The sequence below is a fragment of the Enterobacter genomosp. O genome, assembly GCF_001022965.1.
Classification (GTDB): domain Bacteria; phylum Pseudomonadota; class Gammaproteobacteria; order Enterobacterales; family Enterobacteriaceae; genus Enterobacter; species Enterobacter cloacae_L.
In genome coordinates this window covers 371687-393313 of sequence record NZ_LECZ01000023.1, presented here as the reverse complement: position 1 = coordinate 393313, position 21627 = coordinate 371687, and the positions used below count along the sequence as shown (strand labels likewise).

19 protein-coding genes are annotated in these 21627 nt (G+C 55.5%); 1 reads left to right on the top strand and 18 read right to left on the bottom strand.

The window, feature by feature from the left end; all coding sequences use genetic code 11:
- The first annotated feature begins 9 nt into the window (after window positions 1-9).
- On the top strand, window positions 10-204 hold the full coding sequence (yacG, locus tag ABR39_RS07170) for a DNA gyrase inhibitor YacG (RefSeq protein ID WP_028015516.1): 195 nt from the start codon (window positions 10-12) through the stop codon (window positions 202-204).
- Between the two features lie 34 nt (window positions 205-238).
- On the opposite strand, the gene mutT is transcribed toward yacG, so the two are convergent.
- The 18 genes from mutT to rsmH form a co-directional block, all read right to left on the bottom strand.
- Complete coding sequence (mutT, locus tag ABR39_RS07165; protein ID WP_023310403.1) at window positions 239-631, bottom strand: 8-oxo-dGTP diphosphatase MutT; 393 nt, start codon at window positions 629-631, stop codon at window positions 239-241.
- A 57-nt stretch (window positions 632-688) separates the two neighbouring features.
- Window positions 689-3394, bottom strand: coding sequence for a preprotein translocase subunit SecA (secA, locus tag ABR39_RS07160; RefSeq protein WP_047346355.1), 2706 nt, complete (start codon window positions 3392-3394; stop codon window positions 689-691).
- Window positions 3395-3452: 58 nt separating this feature from the next.
- Window positions 3453-3956: a secA translation cis-regulator SecM gene (gene secM / locus ABR39_RS07155; protein WP_072250578.1), complete on the bottom strand. Its 504-nt coding sequence runs from the start codon at window positions 3954-3956 to the stop codon at window positions 3453-3455.
- Between the two features lie 278 nt (window positions 3957-4234).
- A complete protein-coding gene (lpxC, locus tag ABR39_RS07150) occupies window positions 4235-5152 on the bottom strand; it encodes a UDP-3-O-acyl-N-acetylglucosamine deacetylase (protein ID WP_047346354.1) in 918 nt (305 codons plus the stop codon).
- 101 nt (window positions 5153-5253) lie between these two features.
- Entirely contained in the window at window positions 5254-6405 is a 1152-nt protein-coding gene (ftsZ, locus tag ABR39_RS07145; protein ID WP_008501978.1) for a cell division protein FtsZ, read from the bottom strand.
- A 63-nt stretch (window positions 6406-6468) separates the two neighbouring features.
- Window positions 6469-7725, bottom strand: coding sequence for a cell division protein FtsA (gene ftsA, locus ABR39_RS07140; RefSeq protein ID WP_006173845.1), 1257 nt, complete (start codon window positions 7723-7725; stop codon window positions 6469-6471).
- Window positions 7722-8564 carry a cell division protein FtsQ gene (gene ftsQ / locus ABR39_RS07135; RefSeq protein ID WP_047346353.1) on the bottom strand — a complete coding sequence of 281 codons (843 nt, stop codon included), beginning with the start codon at window positions 8562-8564 and terminating at the stop codon, window positions 7722-7724. The genes ftsA and ftsQ overlap by 4 nt, the downstream gene beginning before the upstream one ends.
- A 1-nt stretch (window position 8565) precedes the next feature.
- Window positions 8566-9486: a D-alanine--D-alanine ligase gene (locus ABR39_RS07130; RefSeq protein ID WP_047346352.1), complete on the bottom strand. Its 921-nt coding sequence runs from the start codon at window positions 9484-9486 to the stop codon at window positions 8566-8568.
- Entirely contained in the window at window positions 9479-10954 is a 1476-nt protein-coding gene (gene murC, locus ABR39_RS07125) for a UDP-N-acetylmuramate--L-alanine ligase (protein WP_047346351.1), read from the bottom strand. Before murC ends, ABR39_RS07130 begins: the two co-directional genes overlap by 8 nt.
- Before the next feature lie 57 nt (window positions 10955-11011).
- Entirely contained in the window at window positions 11012-12076 is a 1065-nt protein-coding gene (gene murG, locus ABR39_RS07120; RefSeq protein ID WP_047346350.1) for an undecaprenyldiphospho-muramoylpentapeptide beta-N-acetylglucosaminyltransferase, read from the bottom strand.
- The gene (gene ftsW / locus ABR39_RS07115) at window positions 12073-13317 is read right to left on the bottom strand and encodes a cell division protein FtsW (RefSeq protein WP_047346349.1); all 1245 of its coding nucleotides are present in this window, start codon (window positions 13315-13317) and stop codon (window positions 12073-12075) included. Before ftsW ends, murG begins: the two co-directional genes overlap by 4 nt.
- Window positions 13317-14633 carry a UDP-N-acetylmuramoyl-L-alanine--D-glutamate ligase gene (gene murD, locus ABR39_RS07110; RefSeq protein WP_047346348.1) on the bottom strand — a complete coding sequence of 439 codons (1317 nt, stop codon included), beginning with the start codon at window positions 14631-14633 and terminating at the stop codon, window positions 13317-13319. Before murD ends, ftsW begins: the two co-directional genes overlap by 1 nt.
- 2 nt (window positions 14634-14635) lie before the next feature.
- A complete protein-coding gene (mraY, locus tag ABR39_RS07105; protein ID WP_008501985.1) occupies window positions 14636-15718 on the bottom strand; it encodes a phospho-N-acetylmuramoyl-pentapeptide-transferase in 1083 nt (360 codons plus the stop codon).
- Window positions 15712-17070, bottom strand: coding sequence for a UDP-N-acetylmuramoyl-tripeptide--D-alanyl-D-alanine ligase (murF, locus tag ABR39_RS07100; RefSeq protein WP_047346347.1), 1359 nt, complete (start codon window positions 17068-17070; stop codon window positions 15712-15714). Before murF ends, mraY begins: the two co-directional genes overlap by 7 nt.
- Complete coding sequence (gene murE, locus ABR39_RS07095; RefSeq protein WP_048339027.1) at window positions 17067-18554, bottom strand: UDP-N-acetylmuramoyl-L-alanyl-D-glutamate--2,6-diaminopimelate ligase; 1488 nt, start codon at window positions 18552-18554, stop codon at window positions 17067-17069. The genes murF and murE overlap by 4 nt, the downstream gene beginning before the upstream one ends.
- On the bottom strand, window positions 18541-20307 hold the full coding sequence (locus ABR39_RS07090; protein ID WP_047346345.1) for a peptidoglycan glycosyltransferase FtsI: 1767 nt from the start codon (window positions 20305-20307) through the stop codon (window positions 18541-18543). The genes murE and ABR39_RS07090 overlap by 14 nt, the downstream gene beginning before the upstream one ends.
- 15 nt (window positions 20308-20322) lie before the next feature.
- Entirely contained in the window at window positions 20323-20688 is a 366-nt protein-coding gene (gene ftsL / locus ABR39_RS07085; protein ID WP_008501989.1) for a cell division protein FtsL, read from the bottom strand.
- Window positions 20685-21626, bottom strand: coding sequence for a 16S rRNA (cytosine(1402)-N(4))-methyltransferase RsmH (gene rsmH, locus ABR39_RS07080; RefSeq protein ID WP_023310390.1), 942 nt, complete (start codon window positions 21624-21626; stop codon window positions 20685-20687). The genes ftsL and rsmH overlap by 4 nt, the downstream gene beginning before the upstream one ends.
- Window position 21627 lies beyond the last annotated feature (1 nt).

Below are 21627 nucleotides of genomic sequence, written 5' to 3'. Positions count from 1 at the left end.
GGAGTGCCGATGTCTGATGTCACCACCGTAAACTGCCCAACCTGTGGCAAAACCGTTGTCTGGGGCGAAGTAAGTCCGTTCCGCCCATTTTGCTGTAAACGCTGTCAGCTCATTGACCTGGGCGAATGGGCGGCGGAAGAGAAACGCATTCCAAGCGAAGGCGATCTCTCGGATAGCGATGACTGGAGTGAGAGCCAGCAGTAATCTGTAAAGCCTGCTGGCGCTTCGCTTAGCAGGCCTACGGTTGTGCGACTAACCTCAGGATCACAGGCTCATTAGCTGGCGGGAATTTTTCGGCATCGCTTGCCTGAAGTTCAACCCAGTTACCCGGTTGTCCCTCTTTTCCCCAGGGCTCGCCTTCCCAGTTTTCCACCAGCCAGAACCACAGCGTGATGTGCCTGTCCGGAAACTGATATTCGAGCTTATCAAACAGCGTTGCGCCAAGCGGGGTAATTCCCACTTCTTCCTGAAGTTCACGAACCAGCGCCTCTTCCGGCGTTTCACCTGACTCGATCTTTCCGCCAGGAAACTCCCATTTGTTCGCCATATGGGCGTCGGCGGCGCGCTGGGTAATGAAGATTTGGTTTTGCGGGTTGCGAATAATCCCGACGGCAATTTGCAGTATTTTCATATTGTCACGTCCATAAAAAAGGCGCAGATTTCTGCGCCTTTTCGATTTGTTAACGTCTTAGCTCAGACGGCCGTGGCACGCCTTATATTTTTTACCGGAACCGCATGGGCACGGATCGTTACGACCCACTTTACGATCGCCGGTCTGTGCCGCGATCGCCGCTGCGGCTTCGCTGTCGTCCGTCTGGTGGCTCAGCTGTTGCATCTGTGCCAGACGCTCAGCTTCTTCACGACGCTGTTGCTCCATCGCTTCCACTTCTTCCGGCATGCGCACCTGAACTTTGCTCAGGGTGCTGATCACTTCATACTTCAGCGATTCCAGCATAGCCGCAAACATGGAGAAGGATTCACGCTTGTACTCCTGCTTCGGATCTTTCTGCGCATAGCCACGCAGGTGGATACCCTGACGCAGGTAGTCCATCGCCGCCAGGTGCTCTTTCCACAGGGAGTCCAGCGTCTGCAGCATCACGCCTTTTTCGAAGTGACGCATCATCTCAGCGCCAACGACCTCTTCCTTACGCTTGTAAACGTCCAGCGCAGTTTCAAAGATACGCTCGCGCAGCGTCTCTTCGTGCAGCTCAGGCTCTTTGTCCAGCCACTCTTTGATTGGCAGTTCAAGGTCAAAGTCGTTTTTCAGACGTTCCTGCAGGCCTTCGATATCCCACATCTCTTCCAGAGACTGCGGTGGAATATGCGCGTCGATAGTGGCTTTAAATACATCTTCGCGGATGCTGTTGATGGTTTCACTCACGTCGGACACATCCAGCAGTTCGTTACGCTGGGTGTAAATCGCGCGACGCTGATCGTTAGCTACATCATCATATTCCAGCAGCTGCTTACGGATATCAAAGTTACGGCTTTCGACTTTACGCTGTGCGTTAGCGATCGCTTTAGTGACCCACGGGTGCTCAATGGCTTCGCCCGGCTTCATCCCCAGCTTGCGCATCATGCCGGACACACGGTCGGAGGCGAAAATACGCATCAGCGCATCTTCCATCGACAGGTAGAAGCGGGAGGAACCGGCATCACCCTGACGACCCGCACGACCACGCAGCTGGTTATCGATACGACGAGATTCGTGGCGCTCGGTACCAATGATGTGCAGACCGCCCGACGCCAGTACTGCGTCATGACGAACCTGCCAGTCAGCTTTGATCTGTGCAATCTGTTCTGGGGTTGGGTTTTCCAGCTCTGCCACTTCGGCCTGCCAGCTACCGCCCAGCATAATATCGGTACCACGACCCGCCATGTTGGTGGCGATGGTCACGGCACCCGGATAACCTGCTTGCGCAACAATGTCCGCCTCTTTGGCGTGGAATTTGGCGTTCAGCACGTTGTGCTTGATGCCCGCTTTGGTCAGCTCGTTAGAAACCACTTCAGATTTCTCAATCGAGATGGTCCCCACCAGCACCGGCTGGCCGTTCGCGGTACGCTCGCGAATATCTTCGATGATCGCCTGAATTTTTTCCGCTTCGGTCATGTAAACCAGGTCCGGCATATCCTTACGGATCATTGGACGGTTGGTTGGAACGACCACGGTATCCAGCTTGTAGATGGAGCTGAATTCAAACGCTTCGGTATCTGCCGTACCGGTCATGCCCGCCAGCTTCTCGTACAGACGGAAGTAGTTCTGGAAGGTAATAGACGCAAGCGTCTGGTTTTCGTTTTGAATATCAACACCTTCTTTGGCTTCAACCGCCTGGTGCAGACCATCAGACCAGCGACGACCCTGCATGGTACGGCCGGTGTGTTCATCAACGATGATCACTTCGCCATCTTTCACAATGTAGTCAACATCGCGGGTGAACAGCGCATGAGCGCGCAGCGCAGCGGTCACGTGGTGCATCAGCATGATGTTGCTCGGGGAATACAGAGACTCGCCCTCTTCCATGATGCCTTCAGCAACCAGCAGTTCTTCAATCTGAACCAGACCGCGTTCAGTCAGGTTCACCTGACGCGCTTTTTCATCTACGGAGAAGTGACCTTCACCCTGGAAGGTGTCAGAGTCTTCTTTCTCCTGGCGCAGCAGGTGCGGAATGATTTTGTCGACTTTGCGGTACATCTCGGAGCTGTCTTCAGCCGGGCCGGAGATGATCAGCGGGGTACGTGCTTCATCGATCAGGATGGAGTCCACCTCATCCACCAGCGCATAGTGCAGCTTACGCTGTACACGTTCTTCAGGGCTGAACGCCATGTTGTCACGCAGGTAGTCAAAGCCGTATTCGTTGTTAGTGCCGTAGGTGATATCCGCGTTATACGCGTCACGTTTGGCTGGCGCAGGCAGACCGGACATGTTGATGCCCACGGTCATTCCCAGGAATTCGAACAGTGGGCGGTTGTTTTCGGCGTCACGCTGTGCCAGATAGTCGTTGACGGTAACAACGTGAACGCCTTTACCGGTCAGGGCGTTCAGGTATGCCGGCAGCGTTGCGGTCAGGGTTTTACCTTCACCAGTACGCATTTCCGCGATGCAGCGCTCGTTGAGCACCATACCACCCAGCAGCTGAACGTCGAAGTGACGCATGCCGAATACACGCTTACTCGCTTCACGCACGACGGCGAAAGCTTCCGGGATCAGGCTTTCTAAGGTTTCGCCTTTTTCCAGACGGGCACGGAATTCTGCCGTTTTCGCTTTCAGCTCGTCATCAGAGAGCTTCTCCATCGCCGGTTCCATACCGTTGATAACGGCAACGGCTTTGCGCATACGGCGCAGGGTACGATCGTTACGACTACCAAAAACTTTTGTTAATAATTTGATTAGCATAATAAATTCTCAAACGCCCCATCGTGGGCAGATAAATTAAGGTATTGAAAAAGTTAATTTAGCTGAGGCGCTGAGGCCCGGCGCGAATGCCGTGAGCCTGGCTAATCCATGTTGAAACAGAGAAAGAGGCTGGAGAAACGAGTGCACGTTGCGCAGTCTGGCGAACCATGACCGGCGGCTGGCTGTCCTGCGTGAGCAGCGCGTTAAGCGTGTCCAGCAGGGCAAGATGCTGCGCCTGCACCGGCAGCGTCTCTTCAGCAACAGGCATGGCCTGCGGTGCCATCGCAAATGACAGATGGCGAATAACCGTGCGGATAGCGTGCTGGTGCCAGTAATCAACGGAGAAATTCGGGCGGCGATTGGCTTCAAGCCACGCGAGGTTAGTAAAATTAACCCGCGTGTTGAGATCGTGTTTGGTTGTGGAGGTCTTCGCTGGCGTCGCCGCTTCGGCACTGTTGCTGAGCGCAGGCAAGCCGAAACTCGCCGCGACCATCCCTAATAAGAGATGCGGCCAGAAGTAACGTCTGCCAAATTGTCGCCAGCGCGTCAGTATTCCGCTCACTTGCTCCACCACATAAGCCAGCCTGATACAGGCTGAATTCAGTTATTCTTTTAAGCGCCCAGATATTACCACTAAAGCCAATACACATCAGCAGGAATGAGGTGCCGCCGCGGGGAAAAACGGTCAAGAATGCAGCTAACGCACACATTTTCTGTGCAAGGCAAACAAGAGATAAGGCTGGGGTGAGTAAAGAAGGGCAAAAATAAAAACGACTGGTCTTCCTGGTCGGAGAGAGTACCAGGTTAACCAGTCGATTTTTTACGAAACGGTTTGAACCGTTACGCCAGAACCATGCTTGGCGCTTTGAAAGCCAGCGGCAGTTCAGCTTCGTCTTCGAAGGTCACGTATTCCCAGGCTTCCTGTTTTGCCAGGACGGCCTGCAACAGTTTGTTGTTCAGTGCATGACCGGATTTGAACGCGGTAAATGCACCAATGATGTTGTGACCACACATGAACAGGTCGCCAATAGCGTCCAGCATTTTGTGACGAACGAATTCATCTTCGAAACGGAGGCCGTCTTCGTTCAGCACGCGATAATCGTCAACAACGATGGCACAATCGAAGCTGCCGCCCAGGCACAGGCCGCGGGACTGCAGATATTCGATATCGCGCATGAAGCCAAATGTACGGGCTCGGCTGATCTGACGCATAAACGCATCGGCAGAGAAGTTCATCGCATAGCGCTGGGTGCTTGCATCAATCGCCGGATGGTTAAAGTCGATGGTAAAGTCCAACGAGAAACCATTGTACGGTGTGAATTCAGCCCATTTGTCGCCATCTTCGACGCGAACGGTCTCTTTAATGCGAACAAATTTCTTCGCGCAGTTCAGTTCTTCGATGCCGGCATCCAGCAACAGATAAACGAACGGAGCAGCACTGCCATCCATAATCGGGATTTCTGGCGCATCGACTTCAACAATAATGTTGTCGATACCCAGACCCGCCAGGGCGGCGTTCAGGTGCTCTACGGTAGAAATCCGCACGTCATGCTCGTTCACCAGACAAGTACAGAGCATAGTATCACGCACAGATTTGGCATCGGCCGGAAAATCTACCGGTGGATTCAAGTCGGTGCGACGATAGATGACCCCGGTATTGGCCGGCGCAGGGCGTAACGTCAGTGTGACTTTCTTGCCGGTATGTAAACCGACACCCGTCGCCTGAACGATACGTTTAAGTGTCCTTTGTTTGATCATCGTATAATCTCGCCAAATTAACTATCCAACCGAGAGTGTATATCACTAACGGTGGGCCAGTTTAGCACAAAGAGCGCAAATCCCCAAATTCCAGCCAATTCTTAGTCAGCTTGCTTACGCAGGAACGCCGGGATGTCCAGATAATCTGGCTCTTTCGCCGTTTGCGGCGTTGGGTCGTTCACCACTTTCGCGGCCGGTTTCTGCTCCTGAGTCAGAGGAGACATACCGTGCTGCTGGTAACGATCCATTACCGGTTGCTGAGTCTGTTTGTTGGTCACCAGGGTGATCTCAGGACGTTTGTCCATGCCGATACCGGTCGCAACAACAGTCACACGCAGTTCGTCGTTCATTTCAGGGTCAAGAGAAGTACCGATTACCACGGTAGCGTTGTCAGAGGCGAACGCACGGATGGTATTACCCACGGTTTCGAACTCATCCAGACGCAGGTCAAAGCCAGCGGTAATGTTGACCAGCACGCCGCGCGCACCAGACAGATCGATATCTTCCAGCAGCGGAGAAGAGATAGCCATTTCAGCCGCTTCTTCTGCACGGTCTTCACCGCTCGCCACACCAGAGCCCATCATCGCGTAGCCCATTTCGGACATCACGGTGCGAACGTCAGCAAAGTCAACGTTCATCAGGCCAGGACGGGTAATCAGTTCAGCGATACCCTGCACCGCACCTTTCAGCACGTCGTTTGCTGCACCGAAAGCGTCCAGCAGAGAGATACCGCGCCCCAGAACTTTCAACAGCTTGTCGTTCGGGATAGTGATCAAGGAGTCCACATGCTTGGACAACTCGGTGATGCCCTGCTCCGCAAAGGCCATACGCTTCTTGCCTTCAAAATTGAAAGGCTTGGTCACGACAGCAACGGTCAGGATACCTAAATCTTTAGCCACTTCAGCCACAACAGGTGCTGCGCCGGTACCCGTACCGCCACCCATACCTGCTGCGATGAAGACCATGTCCGCACCTTCCAGTGCAGCGCGCAGCGCTTCACGATCTTCTTCAGCCGCGTTGCGACCCACTTCCGGGTTAGCGCCCGCTCCCAGCCCTTTGGTGATACCACCGCCGATCTGGATAGTCTGGCCTACAGCCGTCTTACGCAGTGCCTGTGCATCGGTGTTAACTGCAAAGAATTCAACACCTTCGATGCGTTCACGCACCATATGCTCTACGGCGTTACCGCCGCCGCCACCGACGCCGATGACTTTAATCACCGCGTCGTTGGTCAGTTCCATAGGTTCAAACATAATTTCTCTCTCCGTTGTGCCTGTCGCCCGAGACCGCTAATTCTCTCCGGTCTCTTAAAAAAATTAAAACTCTTTTCGCAACCAGTTGTTCAGTCGTTTGACCCACGACCCCACTGAGACGCGTTTTTCCACTTCTGCTTCACCACTGAGATGAGATTCCTTCCCGTAGTGGAGCAGGCCCACTGCCGTTGAATAATACGGCTCCTGAGCATAATCCGTTAAACCGGTGATATTCAGCGGCGCGCCAATACGCACTTGCGTATGGAACACGCGCTGTGCACAGGCCGCAAGACCTTCAATTTGCGCTGCACCGCCGGTTAATACAATCCCCGCTGCAAGATGATGTTTAACACCCTGCTGACGAAGCTGTTCCTGTAACTGTAAAATTTCTTCGTTGACCAGGTTGAGCAGCTCGGTATAGCGCGGCTCAATCACCTCTGCCAACGTCTGGCGCTGCAGGCTGCGCGGTGGACGACCACCGACGCTTGGCACTTCAACGCTCTCATCTTTGCCAACGATAGAACCCAGCGCACAGCCATGGCGCACTTTAATCGCTTCTGCATCGCTCGGTGGCGTACCAAAAGCGTAAGCAATATCGCTGGTCACCACGTTCCCGGCATAAGGGATCACTTTGGTGTGGCGCAGCGCACCGCCGGTATAGACGGCCATGTCCATTGTACCACCACCAATATCGACCACACAGACGCCCAGTTCACGTTCGTCTTCGGTCAGCACGGAATAACTTGCCGCCAGACCAGCGAAAATAAGTTGGTCAACTTTCAGGCCACAACGTTCAACGGCTTTTACAATGTTCTTCGCCATATCGTTGTGACATGTGATCAGGTGCACTTTTGCCTGCATACGTACGCCAGAAAGACCGACCGGATTCTTAATCCCTTCCTGGTAGTCAATCGCATATTCCTGCGGGATCACATGCAGCACGCGATGCTCATCGCGCACGCGCACGGACTTCGCCGTATGCACAACGTTTTCAACGTCTTCCTGCGTCACTTCTTCTTCGGAAATCGGCACCATGCCGATTTCGTTCTGGCAGCTAATGTGCTTACCAGAAAGGGCCAGATAGACAGAAGAAATCTGGCAATCTGCCATCAATTCAGCCTGATCGATGGCGCGCTGGACGCATTTCACCACCGATTCAAGATCGTTTACCCCACCTTTATCCATACCACGGGACGGGCAACTGCCTACGCCAATGATATTGACCATACCGTCGGGCAGAACTTCCCCTACTAAAGCGGCAACCTTCGCGGTGCCAATCTCCAGTCCAACTACCAGTTTTCTGTCCGTCGCCTTGATCATTGTTGTTCTGCCTGTACCTGTGCCTGATTCTGTTGCTGATTAGGTTCCTCGACCGGAGCCGGTTCCCAACCGACTGCTGCGCCTGAGTCATAGCGCAAATCAACGTAGCTTATCCGTTTGCCGTCAGTCTGTGCCTGCTGCTGTAAAACCGGGTAAAGTTCTACAAAACGCGCCAGACGCTTCATTGTGTCCCCGCGACCAAGGTTGAGCTTAATGCCGTTCGTTAACGTCAGCTGCCAGGAACGGCGCGCCGTCATTGCAGCATCTTTTAGCGTAAACCTGTCCTTCGCCAGCACCTGACCCATTTCGCGAAAACCCTGTAATACTTCATTTTCGCTGCCTTCAGGGCCATACAACATCGGTAAATTTTGCTTGTTGACACGATCGGCCGGGACGCTGAAGGAATTTCCGTCTACGTCAACCATGTGCTGATCATTCCAACGCGCAATGGGCACATATTCAACCAGATGAATCTTCAATTCATCAGGCCATTGCTTTCTTACACTCGCCTGTTTTATCCATGGCAGACGTTCAATCTGGCTCTGGATAATATTGACGTCCTGAGTCATAAAGGTGCCGGGCGATCCCAGCGCCAGAATTGACTGGCGAATATCATCGTTACGCGTGTAGTGGCGCTCACCGGTAAGCACCAGCTTAGAAAGTGGCAACCGCTGCGCATCTTCCATCCAGCCCAGGACCATCCAGCCGCTGATAAACACGGTGCACAGCACCCCGAGCAGGAAAATAATACCTGCAAGACGCGTTCCATTACTCCGGCGTGAAGAAGCGTATTCTTCTTCGTCATCGCGGTTGCGCGTGTTCAATGCAGCCTGAGACATATCAGCCCGCCTGGTCCAGAATGCGTACGACTAATTGCGAGAAGCTCATCCCCGCCTGACGAGCGGCCATCGGCACAAGGCTGTGGCTGGTCATTCCCGGAGAAGTATTCGCTTCCAGCAGATAAAATTGTCCATCACTGTCTTGCATCACGTCGATGCGCCCCCAGCCCTGGCAACCCAGAATATGCCAGGCTTTAAGTACCAGGGACTGTAAATCCGCTTCACGCTCAGCATCAAGACCACAAGGGCAGAAATATTGCGTCTCATCAGAGAGATACTTTGCCTCATAATCATAGAAGGTTCCGGCCGGTTGGATACGGATTGACGGTAAAATTTCTTCACCAAGCATCGCGACGGTAAATTCCGGCCCGCTGAGCCATTTTTCAATCAGAACTTCTTCATCATGTTGAAATGCCAACGCTAAAGCGGAGGATAAATCGTCAGCTTTGTCGACTTTTGACATCCCCACGCTCGACCCTTCCCGGCTCGGCTTTACAATAACCGGTAAGCCCAGTTCAGCAATGCGTGTATTAACGCTATCCGTCAGGCCCAATTCAAATTCGCGACGCGTCAGTGCTACCCACGGCGCAACCGGTAATCCGGCGCCCTGCCACAGCAGCTTACTGCGCAGTTTATCCATTGAAATAGCGGATGCCATCACGCCGCTACCGGTATATGGCATGCCAATCAAATCCAGAAGCCCCTGCAGGGTTCCGTCTTCACCGCCGCGGCCATGTAAAGCGATAAAGACTTTATCGAAGCCCAGCGCCTTTAATTGCGTCACGTCGACCTCTTTTGGGTCGACCAGGTGTGCATTGACGCCCCCTTCACGCAGGCCCGCCAGTACCGCAGCGCCGGAATTCAGGGAAACCTCACGCTCTGCGGAGGTGCCGCCAGACAGGACGGCAATCTTATCAGCCATGATGCTCATCCTCCTGGGTTTGCGGCTTCAGCTTGATTTCAGATAAGGTACGGGCGATTTTGCCGATATTTCCCGCACCTTGAATCAGAATCAAATCGTTACCTGTCAGGACCGGAGCCAGAATTTCCGCCACCTGAGCCGGGTCAGAAACCAGAATAGGGTCAACTTTACCGCGTCCGCGAATGGTACGACACAGTGAACGGCTGTCTGCCCCCGGAATTGGCGCCTCGCCAGCGGCGTAAACATCCAACATTAACAGGGTATCTACCTGTGACAGGACGCTGGCGAAATCGTCATACAGATCGCGCGTACGCGTGTAGCGGTGCGGCTGGAAGACCATCACCAGATTCTTTTCAGGCCAGCCTGCACGGGCGGCTTTAATGGTAGCGTCCACTTCGGTTGGATGGTGACCATAGTCGTCCACCAGCATAGCGGTCCCGGCTTTACCGTTTACGGCGTCCAGCGGGAATTCACCGAGGAAGTCGAAACGACGTCCGGTCCCCTGGAAGCTTTCCAGCGCGCGCAGGATCGCGTCGTCATCAATGCCTTCTTCCGTCGCAACGGCAACGGCTGCTGCGGCGTTAAGGGCGTTATGGCGCCCTGGCGCGTTCAGCGTCACGTGCAGCAGCTCTTTGTCCTGGCGCGCCAGCGTGAAATGTCCCTGCGCACCAATCTGTTTGTACTCTTCCACGCGGACGTCAGCATCTTCACTGAAGCCATAAGTAGTGATTTGACGCCCCACGCGCGGCAGCAGCTCGCGAATGACCGGGTCATCTACGCACATCACCGCGCGTCCATAGAACGGCAGGTTGTGCAGGAAGTTGATAAAGGTCTGCTTTAAGTTCTCGAAGTCACCCTGGTAGGTATCCATATGGTCGGCTTCAATGTTAGTAACAATCGCCACCATCGGCTGCAGGTGAAGGAACGACGCATCGCTTTCATCCGCTTCAGCAATCAGATAACGACTGTGCCCCAGTCGTGCATGAACGCCTGCGGCTTTTACCAGACCGCCGTTAACGAACGTCGGGTCGAGACCCGCTTCGGCATAAATACTGGAAACCATCGCCGTGGTCGTGGTTTTACCGTGGGTCCCGGCAATGGCAATGCCGTGGCGAAAACGCATCAGTTCCGCCAGCATCTCCGCACGGCGGATCACCGGAATGCGCGCTTCATGCGCGGCAACGATTTCCGGGTTGTCAGAGGAGATGGCGCTCGATACCACCACCACGCTCGCATCGCGCACGTTTTCCGGGCGATGGTTGAAATAGATAGTCGCCCCAAGCGACGCCAGCTGCTGCGTAACAGGGTTTGGCGCCAGGTCAGACCCGCTGATCTGATAGCCTTCGTTAGCTAACACTTCGGCAATACCGCCCATGCCAGCACCACCGATGCCAACAAAGTGAATGTGCCGGACGCGACGCATCTCGGGCACGATTGAACGCAGTTTTGCCAGTTGTTGTGTATTCATTCTCTAAACGCCATCGACTACTTAAAAATTCGTGCCGCGCTTCACGCGCTGCGAGGGTTAAGCCTGGGCTGCCAGGCTCACTTCTTTTGCCACCCGTTCCGTCGCATCAGGGATAGCGGTCGCGCGCGCGCGTTCTGCCATTTCCAGCAATACGTCTCTGTTCCAGCCCGCCAGGGTGGTGGCGACCGCGTCGGCGGTAAATTGTGGCTGCTCAAATATCTTCGCGGCACCGGCTTTCTCAAGCGGTAACGCATTCCAGTACTGCTGTCTGTCTTTGTGCTGGAACGGCACAAACAGGGCAGGCAAACCGGCGGCAGCGATCTCGCTCACCGTCAGCGCCCCTGAGCGACAAACGACGACATCGGCCCAGGCGTACGCGGCGGCCATGTCATCAATAAACTCGGTAACTTTATGCTGCGGCTGCCCCGCCTCGGCGTAAGCCTGCTCAACGGTTTGCTGAGCGCCCTTACCGCTCTGATGCCAGATGGTTACGGCATTTCCCAGCTTTGCAGCAACCTGCGGCATCGTCTGGTTTAAAATGCGCGCGCCCTGAGAACCGCCGACGACCAGCACACGAACCGGCCCTTCACGGCCCATCAGGCGAGCGTCCGGCAGCGGCAGCGCCAGCACGTCCACACGCACCGGGTTACCGACCACGTCCGCTTTCGGGAACGCGCCGGGAAACGCCTGCATGACTTTGGTGGCGATTTTCGCCAGCCACTTGTTGGTCAGACCGGCAATACCGTTCTGCTCATGCAGCACGACGGGAATACCTAACGACCATGCTGCCAGCCCACCAGGACCCGAGACATAGCCGCCCATGCCCAGCACCACATCAGGCTTAAAGCGCTTCATGATGGTGCGCGCCTGACGCCAGGCGTTAAAAATACGCACCGGCGCCAGCAGCATTGCCTTGAGGCCTTTACCACGAAGGCCAGAAATACGGATAAAGTCGATCTCAATACCGTGCTTCGGTACCAGGTCGGCTTCCATGCGGTCTGCGGTTCCCAGCCAGCGTACCTGCCAGCCCTGATCCATTAAATGGTGCGCAACCGCCAGCCCCGGGAACACGTGTCCGCCGGTACCGCCTGCCATCACCATTAACCGCTTCGGTTGATTCATCGTGAACCTCGTGTAAACGCCTGGGCTTTTTCCAGACGCGTTTCATAATCTATGCGCAACAACAGCATGATGGCCGTCGACATAATCAACAGACTGGAACCACCATAACTGATCAACGGCAACGTCAGACCTTTGGTCGGCAGCATACCCGCTGCGGCCCCGACGTTAACCAATGCCTGGAAACTAAACCAGATACCAATTGAGCAGGCCAGGAAGCCTGAGAAGCGGTGATCGATCTCCAGCGCTTTCCGGCCGATGGACATGGCGCGGAAAGCGACGAAGAATACCATTAATAGCGCTAATACCACACCGATATAACCCAGTTCTTCCGCAATAATGGAGAAGATGAAGTCGGTATGCGCTTCCGGTAAATACTCCAGTTTCTGTACCGAATTACCCAGCCCCTGGCCCCAGACTTCACCGCGGCCAAAAGCCATCAGCGACTGCGTCAGCTGATAACCGCTGCCGAACGGGTCTTCCCACGGGTTCCAGAACGAGGTCACACGGCGAATACGGTAAGGCTCGGCAAGGATCAGCAGCACAACCGCCGAAATGCCCATCCCGATAATCGCAATGAACTGCCACAGCTTCGCGCCCGCCAGGAACAGCATGGCCAGAGTGGTAACAAACAGCACGACAACAGTACCGAGGTCAGGCTGTGCCAGCAGTAGCACCGCCAGCACCAGAATCACGCCCATCGGTTTTAAGAAGCCGCGCAGGTTGTTACGCACCTCATCCACTTTACGCACCAGGTAGTTAGCCAGGTAGCAGAACAGGGAGAGCTTGGTAAATTCCGCAGGCTGAATTCGCAGCGGGCCAAAGGCGATCCAGCGGGATGCCCCGTTAACGGAGCTCCCCACCACCAGTACGATCAGCAGCATAATGATCGAGGCAATCAGCATCGCCGTACTGTGCCGCTGCCAGAACTCCATTGGCAGACGCAAGGTGATCAGCGCCAGACAGAACGCCAGGATGATGTACAGGCCATCACGCTTGGCAAACAGGAAAGGATCGTTCGCCAGGCGCTGTCCAACGGGCATTGAAGCCGACGTCACCATGATAAAACCGACCGCCGCCAGCCCCATCGTGAGCCAGAACAGCGTGCGATCGTACATGATCAGGCTGTCGTTATCTTTTTGACGAGAGCCCATCACCCAGCCTTTGAGTGCCGCAAACAGCCATGCCAGGATCCCAAACCCTGGCAGGCGCGGCATTTTCAGGCGAGGGAGAGATAAACGCATCAGCCTAACTCCTTCGCCAGGCGGGTAAAGACATCGCCACGCTGTTCGAAATTCTTGAATTGATCGAGGCTGGCGCACGCCGGAGAGAGCAGAACCATATCGCCTGGCTTCACGCGAGGGGCAATCAGCCGCATCGCCTGTTCCATGGTTTCGGTTTGCTCCGCAACGTCAGGGCGCAGTTCAGCCAGCTCGCTGCCGTCACGGCCAAAGCAGTACAGGCGGATGTTATCTCCGGAGAGATACGGCTTCAGGGAAGAGAAATCGGCTGATTTACCGTCGCCGCCCAGCAGTAAATGCAGAGTACCGTCAACGTGCAGGCCGTTCAGCGCGGCCTCCGTGCTTCCCACGTTGGTGGCTTTGGAGTCGTTAATCCAGCGCACGCCGTTATGCTCCAGCGCCAGCTGGAAACGGTGCGCCAGACCGGAAAACGTCGTCAACGCCTTCAGGCTGGAAGAGCGCGGAAGACCTACCGCATCCGCCAGCGCCAGAGCAGCCAGCGCATTGGTATAGTTGTGCTGACCAGAGAGTTTCATCTCTTTCACATTCAGCACTTTCTCACCTTTCACGCGCAGCCAGGTTTCGCCCAGCTGACGGTTCAGATGATAATCGCCCATGGTGATGCCAAAACTGATGCAGCGTTCGTCCGCGCCGCGTACCGGCATGGTCAGCGCGTCATCAGCGTTAACGACGCAGACCTTTGCATTCTCATAAACGCGCAGCTTAGCGGCACGATACTGCTGCAAACCAAATGGATACCTGTCCATATGATCTTCGGTCACGTTGAGGATCGTCGCAGCGGCAGCATGCAGGCTGGAGGTTGTTTCCAGCTGGAAGCTGGAAAGCTCGAGGACATACAGCTCACAGCCTTTGTCCAGCAGCATCAGCGCGGGCAGGCCGATATTGCCACCTACCCCTACGTTCATGCCTGCGGCTTTTGCCATCTCACCGACCAGGGTAGTGACGGTGCTTTTACCGTTAGAACCGGTAATGGCAATAACGGGCGCCTGCGCTTCCCGGCAGAACAGCTCGATATCGCCGACAATCTCAACGCCCGCATCCGCGGCAGCGCTCAGCGAAGGGTGCGCCAGCGCCATACCCGGGCTTGCGACAATCAGATCGGCTGCCAGCAGCCAGTCATCATTCAGACCACCAAGGTGGCGTTCAACCTGTTCCGGCAGTTTGTCCAGACCCGGCGGAGAGACACGCGTATCCATCACGCGTGGCGTCACGCCGCGTGCGAGGAAAAAGTCCACGCAGGAGAGCCCCGTGAGGCCCAACCCGATGACAACGACTTTTTTGCCCTGGTAATCTGCCATGATTAACGTACCTTCAGCGTTGCCAGGCCAATCAGCACCAGCATCAGCGAAATAATCCAGAAGCGCACAATCACGCGCGGTTCCGGCCAGCCTTTCAGTTCATAGTGGTGGTGAATAGGCGCCATACGGAAGATGCGCTGACCGCGCAGCTTGAAGGAGCCGACCTGCAAAATCACCGACAGGGTCTCAACCACAAACACACCGCCCATGATCACCAGCAGGAACTCCTGACGCAGCAGCACGGCAATGATGCCGAGCGCGCCGCCCAAAGCCAGTGAACCGACGTCACCCATAAAGACCTGCGCCGGATAGGTGTTGAACCACAGGAAGCCCAGCCCCGCACCGACAATCGCCGTACAGACGATCACCAGCTCACCCGCATGACGCAGATAAGGGATGTGCAGATAGTTAGCAAAGTTCATGTTACCGGTCGCCCACGCCACCAGTGCAAAACCGGCGGCCACAAAAACGGTTGGCATAATGGCCAGGCCATCCAGACCGTCAGTGAGGTTGACGGCGTTACCGGTACCGACGATCACAAAGTACGCCAGCAGGATGTAGAACAGACCCAGCTGCGGCATCACGTCTTTAAAGAACGGCACGACCAGCTCGGTAGCTGGCGTGTCTTTGCCTGCCAGATACAGCGCAAAGGCCACGCCCAGCGCAATGACCGACATCCAGAAATACTTCCAGCGGGCAATCAGGCCCTTGGTATCTTTGCGTACGACTTTGCGGTAATCATCAACAAAACCGATGATCCCGTACCCCACCAGTACCGTCAGGACACACCAGACGTACGGGTTAGACGGATACGCCCACAGCAGAACGGAAACGACAATCGCGGTCAGGATCATAATCCCGCCCATGGTCGGCGTGCCGCGTTTGCTGAAGTGCGATTCCGGACCGTCGTTACGCACAACCTGACCGAAAGAGAGTTTTTGCAGACGGGCAATCATGCGCGGGCCCATCCACAACGAGATGAACAGCGCAGTCAGCAGGCTGACGATGGCGCGAAACGTCAGATAGGAAAAGACGTTAAAGCCTGAATAATATTTGACCAAATGTTCGGCCAGCCAAACTAACATGTCCCGTTCTCCTGTAATGCGTGCACAACCTCTTCCATGGCGGCACTACGTGAACCTTTCACTAACACTGTCACAATTTGTTTTTCTGTAATTAATGCCTTAAGACGCTCAATCAACGCGGCTTTATCGGCAAAATGTTCACCAACGCCGCTCGCATGGCTAATCGCCTGGCTCAGTTTTCCTGCGCTCAGAACACAGTCCAGCCCCGCCGCTTTCGCCGCTTCACCGACCTGGGTATGGCAGGCTTCACTTTCGTCGCCCAGCTCTGCCATATCGCCGACCACCATGATGCGGTAGCCCGGCATTTCAGATAACACCTGCACCGCCGCCGTCATTGAGCCAACGTTCGCGTTGTAGGAGTCATCCAGCAGCAGTTTGTTTTCAGCAAGATGGATTGGGAACAGGCGCCCCGGCACGGCTTGTAAATTTGCCAGCCCGTTTTTAATCGCCTCATGCGACGCACCCACCGCCGTCGACAGCGCCGCCGCCGCAAGGGCATTGGCAATGTTATGGCGGCCCGGAAGCGGTAAAAGCACGTCTACGCCACCCGTTGGGGTAGTAAGCGTGAATTCCGTACCCTGGGACGTCACATGGATATTGGTCGCGGTAAAATCACTGTTGGCCGCATTCGGAGAGAAGCGCCAGGTTTTACGCGAGCCAATGATGCTCTGCCAGTTCAGCCAGTCATTGTTATCGGCATTCATAATGGCAATGCCGTCAGCGGGAAGACCGGTGTAGATCTCACCTTTCGCTTTCGCCACGCCGGCCAGCGAGCCAAAGCCTTCCAGATGCGCAGCCGCCAGGTTATTCACCAGCGCCGCTTCCGGGCGAGTCAGGCTTACGGTCCAGGCGATTTCGCCCTGGTGGTTTGCCCCTAGCTCAATCACCGCGAATTCATGCTCTTTGGTCAGGCGAAGTAATGTCATCGGCACGCCGATATCATTATTGAGGTTACCCGCGGTATAGAGCGTGTTTCCGCACTGGCTGAGGATCGCCGCCGTCATCTCTTTCACGGACGTTTTGCCTGATGACCCGGTCAAGGCGACAACGCGAGTCGGCACCTGCTGACGAACCCAGGCAGCCAGCTCACCAAATGCGAGACGCGTATCTTTCACGACAATCTGCGGCAGGTCGGTGTCGAGCCTGCGGCTGACCAGCAGCGCACCGGCGCCATTTTCTTTGGCATTATCCGCAAAATCGTGCGCGTCAAAACGCTCGCCCTTCAGCGCCACAAACAGACAACCCGCCGTCACTTTGCGGGTATCCGTCGTCACCGCATCAATGGTCAGATCCTGACCGTGCAGCTCACCCTGCAGGATTTTAGCGGCCTGGCTTAACGAGAGGCTAATCATGCCACGACTCCCAGCAGACGTGCTGCCGTTACGCGGTCCGAGTAGTCCAGACGGCGATTGCCAACAATCTGATAATCTTCATGGCCTTTACCCGCCAGCAGGACAACATCATTCTCCTGGGCCTGCATGATCGTGTTGGTCACGGCTTCCGCGCGGCCTTCCACGACGCGAGCACGGCCCGCGTCCAGCATGCCCGCCAGAATGTCATTGATGATGGCGCGCGGCTCTTCCGTACGCGGGTTGTCATCGGTGACAACCGGGATATCCGCGAACTGTTCTGCAATGGCGCCCATCAATGGACGCTTGCCTTTGTCGCGATCGCCGCCACAGCCAAACACGCACCAGAGTTTACCAGTGCAGTGCAGACGCGCCGCCTCCAGCGCTTTTTCCAGCGCATCCGGCGTGTGGGCGTAATCGACCACGACGGTCGGCTTGCCCGGTGCGCTGAACACTTCCATACGACCGCAAACCGGCTGTAAACGCGCGGCGGTTTTCAGCAGTTCAGCCATCGGATAACCCAGCGCCAGCAGCGTCGCCAGCGCCAGCAGCAGGTTACTGACGTTAAAGGCACCCATCAGGCGGCTTTCGATTTCGCCTTCACCCCATGAAGAGGCAAAGCGGATCGTCGCCCCGCTGTCGTGATAGTTTACGTCAACGGCCTTCAGCCAGCGGCCGTGGCAGTTCGGGTTAATACGATCTTCCATCGACACCGCAACCGCGTCCGGCAGGTTTGCCAGCCAGCGGCGGCCGACTTCGTCGTCGGCATTGATGATCGCTTGTCCGTAATGGTGCGTGGAGTAGAGAAGCCATTTCGCGGCTTCGTAATGCTCCATATCACCATGATAATCAAGATGATCGCGGCTCAGGTTGGTAAACACAGAGGCGGCAAACTTCAGTGCCGCTACGCGATGCTGAACCAGACCGTGCGAAGAAACTTCCATCGCCGCAAAGGTTGCCCCCTGCCCTGCCAGACCAGCAAGCACGTGCTGCACGTCAACCGCAGAGCCGGTGGTATTTTCCGTCGGGCTTACTTTACCCAGCAGGCCGTTACCCACGGTACCCATAACCGCGCCGGTTTCTCCCAGCAACTGGGCCCATTGCGCCATCAGCTGCGTGGTAGTCGTTTTTCCGTTTGTCCCTGTCACGCCAACCAGACGCAGCTGGTCGGAAGGTTCGTGATAGAAACGTCCCGCCAGTGCGGAAAGACGTTCGTTTAACTGGCTGAGATAGATAACCGGCACGCCGTGCATTTCACGGATCTCACCGTCGGTTGCCTCATCTTTGGCCTCAGCAATAATGGCAGCAACACCTTGCGCAATCGCCTGCGGGATATAACGACGCCCGTCCGCCTGATGACCGACCACCGCCACAAAAAGATCGCCAGAAGCAGCCGCCCGGCTGTCCAGTACCATCTCTCGCAGTGCTCGCTCCGGTGCATTTGGCACCCACGGAGCGAGAAGGTCGCGCAAATTACGATCTGCCACCTGTACCCTCGCCTTGATTAATTACAAATTCACTTTTTTCGCCCGTCGCCAGCGCATCCGGTTCGATGTTCATGGTGCGCAGTACGCCGCCCATGATAGCCCCGAACACAGGCGCGGAGACGGCGCCGCCGTAGTATTTACCCGCCTGCGGATCGTTTATCACGACCACCAGCGCAAAACGCGGATTGCTTGCAGGCGCAACGCCTGCGGTATAGGCAATGTATTTGTTGATGTAGCGGCCGTCTGGCCCCACTTTTTTCGCTGTACCGGTTTTAATGGCGATGCGGTAGCCTTTGATTGCCGCCTTCACGCCGCCGCCGCCCGGCAGCGCCACGCTTTCCATCATATGCACCACGGTACGAACGGTGGATTCCGGGAAGATACGCTCGCCCGGAACCGGTGGATCAACTTTGGTGATAGACAGCGGGCGATAGACGCCATAGCTGCCAATCGTTGCGTAGACTCGCGCTAACTGTAACGGAGTTACCATTAGCCCGTAGCCGAAAGAGAAGGTGGCCCTCTCTATGTCAGACCACCGTTGTTTTTGAGGATATAAGCCACTGCGTTCTCCGACCAACCCCAAATTGGTCGCCTTTCCTAGCCCAAAACGTGAGTAAGTCTCTACTAACGCTGAGGACGGCATCGCTAACGCCAGCTTTGAAACACCGACGTTACTCGACTTCTGTAACACCCCGGTCAGGGTCAATTCGCTGTAGCGCGCCACGTCTTTGATTTCGTGGCCGTTAATTCGGTAAGGAATGGTATTCAGTACGGTGTTTTCATTGACGATACCGCGCTGAAGTGCAGTCATGACCACCATCGGCTTCACGGTCGAACCCGGTTCGAACACGTCGGTGATGGTACGGTTACGCATAACATCCTTCTGCGTACCGGTAAGATTGTTAGGGTTGTAGGACGGGCTATTGGCCATCGCCAGCACTTCACCCGTGTTGACATCAACTAACACGGCACTGCCAGATTCCGCTTTGTTGAAAGCCACGGCATTGTTCAGTTCGCGGTAAACCAGCGCCTGTAACCGCTCATCAATACTCAGTGCAAGGTTGTGTGCGGCCTGGCTGTCCGTTGAGGAAATATCTTCGATCACACGACCATAGCGGTCTTTACGCACAATGCGCTCACCGGGCTGGCCGGTGAGCCATTTATCAAAGCTTTTTTCAACGCCTTCAATCCCCTGGCTATCGACGTTTGTAAAGCCAATGAGGTGAGCAGTCACTTCGCCGGATGGATAGTAACGACGTGATTCCTCACGCAGATGAATCCCCGGTAGCTTCAATTTTTTGATGTAGTCCGCCATGTCAGGATTTACCTGACGTGCCAGATAGATAAAACGCCCTCTCGGGTTCGTATTCACGCGTGAAGCCAGCTGGTCCAGCGGCATCTTCAGTGCATCCGCAAGCGCCTTCCAGCGATTATCAAGCGTAATGCCTCCGGCGTCGTGCAGCTCTTTCGGGTCAGCCCATATGGCTTTCACCGGTACGCTCACCGCCAGCGGACGGCCAGAGCGGTCGGTGATCATCCCGCGGGAGGTGGAGACCTCCTGGACACGCAGAGATCGCATATCGCCCTGGCGTACCAGCATGTCAGGGGCGATGATTTGCAACCAGGCCACGCGTCCCAGCAGGAAACTCAGTGCCAGTAAAATGCAGCCGCAAAGCAACGCAAAACGCCAACTGATAAAGTTGGCCTGTTCTTCCTGACGTTTTGGTTTAAGCGTTTTTGCCGCTGCTTTCATGCGTCGCGATTTCCCTTATTTTTGTACTACGATATTTTCCTGGGAAGGATCAACATGCTGCAGTTGCAGCTTTTCCGTTGCGATCCGTTCAACCCGGCTGTGATCGCCGAGCGCGTTTTCTTCAAGGATCAAATTTCGCCATTCAATATCCAGCGCATCGCGTTCCAGTACCATCTGCTCGCGTTGCGCAGTCAATAAACGCGTATGGTGGGCTGTGGTCACCACCGTAACGGCCGTAACAATGATGCAAATGAACAGACAGAGTGGCAGTTTCCCAAACCGCAAAAGATCGTCGCCGATCACGCCAGGCAAGGCATGGCGCTCGTTGCTTCCTAACGAATCCTTAACTTTGCTTAGGGTCTCTGTCACTCTGCCGATCATGCGTTCGTCCTCTCTGCAACACGCAGCACTGAACTACGGGCGCGTGGATTCTCTGCCACCTCTTCTTCGCCCGGCATCAACTTGCCTAATGCTCGCAACTGACGGCCACCCAGCTTCCTGAGTTGTTCTTCCGTCATCGGCAGCCCCGCTGGCACCTGTGGACCGCGGCTTTGTTCACGCATAAAGCGTTTCACAATACGGTCTTCCAGCGAATGGAAGCTGATGATGGATAACCGCCCACCCGGGGCCAGCACGTCGAGCGAGCTTTTTAGCGCCAGCTCTATTTCCTCCAGTTCACTGTTTACCCAGATGCGAACCGCCTGGAAGGTACGGGTCGCGGGATGTTTGTGCTTATCCTTCACCGGCGTTGCCGCCGCGATCACCTCGGCTAACTCTTTGGTGCGGGTCATGGGCTCAATGCGGTTGCGCTCAACGATGGCGCGCGCAATACGTTTGCCAAAGCGCTCTTCGCCGAAGGTTTTGATTACCCATGCAATATCCGCTTCATCAGCAGTCTGTAACCACTCGGCGGCAGACTGACCGCGCGTCGGGTCCATCCGCATATCCAGCGGACCATCGCGCATAAAGGAGAAGCCGCGTTCAGCATCATCAAGCTGAGGTGAAGAGACGCCAAGATCGAGAAGAATCCCGTCGATCTTGCCCGTCAGGCCGCGCTCGGCAACATATTCCGCGAGCGCAGAGAAAGGTCCATGCACGATGGAAAAGCGTGGGTCATTGATGGTCTGCGCAACGGCAATCGCCTGCGGATCGCGATCGATTGCCAGCAGACGTCCTTCCTCTCCAAGCTGGGAGAGAATCAAACGCGAGTGACCACCGCGACCAAAAGTGCCATCAATGTAGATGCCATCCGGACGAATATTCAGGCCGTTAACGGCCTCGTCCAGTAACACCGTTTTGTGTTTATAATTTTCCATCATA

Excerpts from the sequence above, each read along its gene's own strand:
- yacG (WP_028015516.1), top strand. The coding sequence starts at position 10 with ATGTCTGATGTCACCACCGTAAACTGCCCAACCTGTGGCAAAACCGTT.
- mutT (WP_023310403.1), bottom strand. The coding sequence starts at position 631 with ATGAAAATACTGCAAATTGCCGTCGGGATTATTCGCAACCCGCAAAAC.
- secA (WP_047346355.1), bottom strand. The coding sequence starts at position 3,394 with ATGCTAATCAAATTATTAACAAAAGTTTTTGGTAGTCGTAACGATCGT.
- lpxC (WP_047346354.1), bottom strand. The coding sequence starts at position 5,152 with ATGATCAAACAAAGGACACTTAAACGTATCGTTCAGGCGACGGGTGTC.
- ftsZ (WP_008501978.1), bottom strand. The coding sequence starts at position 6,405 with ATGTTTGAACCTATGGAACTGACCAACGACGCGGTGATTAAAGTCATC.
- ftsA (WP_006173845.1), bottom strand. The coding sequence starts at position 7,725 with ATGATCAAGGCGACGGACAGAAAACTGGTAGTTGGACTGGAGATTGGC.
- ftsQ (WP_047346353.1), bottom strand. The coding sequence starts at position 8,564 with ATGTCTCAGGCTGCATTGAACACGCGCAACCGCGATGACGAAGAAGAA.
- ABR39_RS07130 (WP_047346352.1), bottom strand. The coding sequence starts at position 9,486 with ATGGCTGATAAGATTGCCGTCCTGTCTGGCGGCACCTCCGCAGAGCGT.
- murC (WP_047346351.1), bottom strand. The coding sequence starts at position 10,954 with ATGAATACACAACAACTGGCAAAACTGCGTTCAATCGTGCCCGAGATG.
- murG (WP_047346350.1), bottom strand. The coding sequence starts at position 12,076 with ATGAATCAACCGAAGCGGTTAATGGTGATGGCAGGCGGTACCGGCGGA.
- ftsW (WP_047346349.1), bottom strand. The coding sequence starts at position 13,317 with ATGCGTTTATCTCTCCCTCGCCTGAAAATGCCGCGCCTGCCAGGGTTT.
- murD (WP_047346348.1), bottom strand. The coding sequence starts at position 14,633 with ATGGCAGATTACCAGGGCAAAAAAGTCGTTGTCATCGGGTTGGGCCTC.
- mraY (WP_008501985.1), bottom strand. The coding sequence starts at position 15,718 with ATGTTAGTTTGGCTGGCCGAACATTTGGTCAAATATTATTCAGGCTTT.
- murF (WP_047346347.1), bottom strand. The coding sequence starts at position 17,070 with ATGATTAGCCTCTCGTTAAGCCAGGCCGCTAAAATCCTGCAGGGTGAG.
- ABR39_RS07090 (WP_047346345.1), bottom strand. The coding sequence starts at position 20,307 with ATGAAAGCAGCGGCAAAAACGCTTAAACCAAAACGTCAGGAAGAACAG.
- ftsL (WP_008501989.1), bottom strand. The coding sequence starts at position 20,688 with ATGATCGGCAGAGTGACAGAGACCCTAAGCAAAGTTAAGGATTCGTTA.
- rsmH (WP_023310390.1), bottom strand. The coding sequence starts at position 21,626 with ATGATGGAAAATTATAAACACAAAACGGTGTTACTGGACGAGGCCGTT.